The sequence below is a fragment of the Streptomyces sp. NPDC002265 genome, assembly GCF_040296125.1.
GTDB lineage: Bacteria > Actinomycetota > Actinomycetes > Streptomycetales > Streptomycetaceae > Streptomyces.
Window position 1 is genome coordinate 1 of record NZ_JBEOWS010000651.1, and the last position, 2,072, is coordinate 2,072.

Annotated in this window: 1 pseudogene; it reads right to left on the bottom strand. The window is 75.2% G+C overall.

Annotation, left to right across the window (positions count from 1 at the left end):
* Positions 1 to 126: 126 nt before the first annotated feature.
* Positions 127 to 2,037: pseudogene (locus ABT085_RS45960) on the bottom strand (polarized growth protein Scy-related protein); the annotation flags it as partial.
* Positions 2,038 to 2,072 lie beyond the last annotated feature (35 nt).

Genomic DNA, 2,072 nt, shown 5'->3' on the forward strand with positions numbered 1-2,072 from the left:
CCCCGCCGCCCCCCCCCCGCCCGGCCCCGGCCCCCGGCCCCCGCCCCAACCGGGGCGGGGGCCCGCCCCCCCGGCCCCCCCCCCCCCGATCGCTTCAGCTCGCCGGCGCTCCGGCGCTCCAGCTTTTCAGCTCTCCGAGGGCTTGCCACCCGGACGGGGTGTGCCCACGGTCGCACCCGCCTTGACCGTGCCGTCCTTGCCGGCGCCCGGCGCCTCGAACGACTCCAGCGCCTCCAGCACGTCCTGGACCCGGGAGATCTCGGTGTTGATGTTCTCGCGGCGGCGCACCAGCACCTCCAGCTCGCGCTTGCCCTCCTCGACGGTGCTGCGCGCCTCGCGGATCGCCTCCGCCTTGAGCTCCTCGGCCTCGCGCACCAGCGACGCCTTCTTCTGCTCGGCCTCCTTCAGGAGCAGCTCCGCCTTCTTCACGGCGGCGATGCGCACCTTGCCCGCCTCGGAGCTGGCCTCCGACAGCAGTTCCTTGGCCTTCGACTGCGCCTTGGCGAGCTGCTCCTCGGAAGCCTTGATGAGCGCGTCACAGCGGTCGCCGGTCGACTTCATCGTCTCCGACGCCTCACGGCGGGCCCGCTCGTGCAGCTCCTCGATCTCGGACGTGATGCGATCGCGCAGCTCCTGCGCGCGCTCGCGGATCGCCGTCGAGTCCCGGCGGGCGCCGACGAGCAGCTCGTCCGCGTCCGTACGGGCCTTCTCCACCAGCCCGTTGCCCTCGATCGTCGCCTCGGACACCAGCCGCTCGGCCTCGCTGCGGGCCGCGCCGACCATCGTGTCCGCCTGGGACTCGGCGTCCGCCGTGGCCTGGAGCGCCTGCTGCTGGGCCTCGGTGAGCAGCTTGTCGGCCTCGGCCGTGGTCTCCGTGATGAGCGTGTCGACCTGCTCGGCCGCCTCCGAACGCCGCTTGTTGGCTTCCTTGCGGGCCTCGTCGAGGGTGCGCTCGGCCTCCTCGCGGGCCTGGGTCACCAGCCGCTCGGCCTCCGCCGCCGCGACGGCGCGCACCCGCTCGGCCTCGGCGCGCGTGCGCTCGGCGTGCCGCTGCGCGGAACCGACCGTCTCGGCGGCACCGGCACGCAGCCGCTCCGCGTCGCCCTTCGCGTCCCCGATCAGCTTCTCGGCCTTGGCGACCGCCTCGGCCCGGACCCGCTCGGTCTCCGTGGCCGTCTCCGACTGAAGACGCTCCGTCTCCGCCGTGACCTCGGTGACGAGGGTGTCGGCCTGGGCCGCCGCCTCCGACCGGATCCGGTTGGCGTCCTCCCGGGCCTCCGCCCGGGTGCGCGAGGCGTCCTGCTCGGCCTTCGCGGTCACCTCGGAGGCCTCGGTGCGCACGTTCTGGGCGTGCGCGGCCGCGTCCGAACGCAGCCGCTCGGACTCGGCGATCGCCTCCGCCATGGTGCGCTCGGCGAGCGCCTTGGCGGCCTCGGACTCCTCGTGCGTCTCGCGCCGGAGCCGGGCGGCGTCCTCGCCGGCCCGCTCCCGCTCGGCGTAGGCGTCGGTGCGGACCCGGTCCGCCTCCTCCTCGGCCTCCCGGCGGGTACGGTCCGCCGCGTGCTCGGCGGCGGAGCGCAGCCCCGTGATCTCCTCCTGCGCCTGCTCGTGCAGACCGGTGACGGAGTCGCGTACCTGCTGGGCGTGCTGCTCGGCGGCCGACACCAGCTCACCGGCGCGCCGCTCGGCCTCCTCGACCAGGCGCACGGCCTCGGTCTGCGCGTCCTCGACCCGCTTGCGTGCCGAGGCCAGCAGCTCCTCGCTCTGCTCGCGGGCCCGCTCGCGCTCCTGGTCGGCCTCCTGGCGGGCGGAGCCGAGGAGCTCCTCGGCCTCGCGGCGCCGGCGGACGGCCTCCTCCTGGGCGGCGGCCAGCGTCTCCGACGCCTCCGTGGCCAGCCGCTCGGCGGCGGCCTGCGCCTCCGAACGCATCCGGTCGGCGGTCTCCTGGGCCTCCGTCTTCAGCCGCTCGGCCTCGGCCGCGGCCTCCGAACGCAGCCGTACGGCGACGGTCTCGCGCTCTGGACGCGTTGAGGACGCTTATGTTGAGGGATGTTGTCGCATTCTATAGGGCT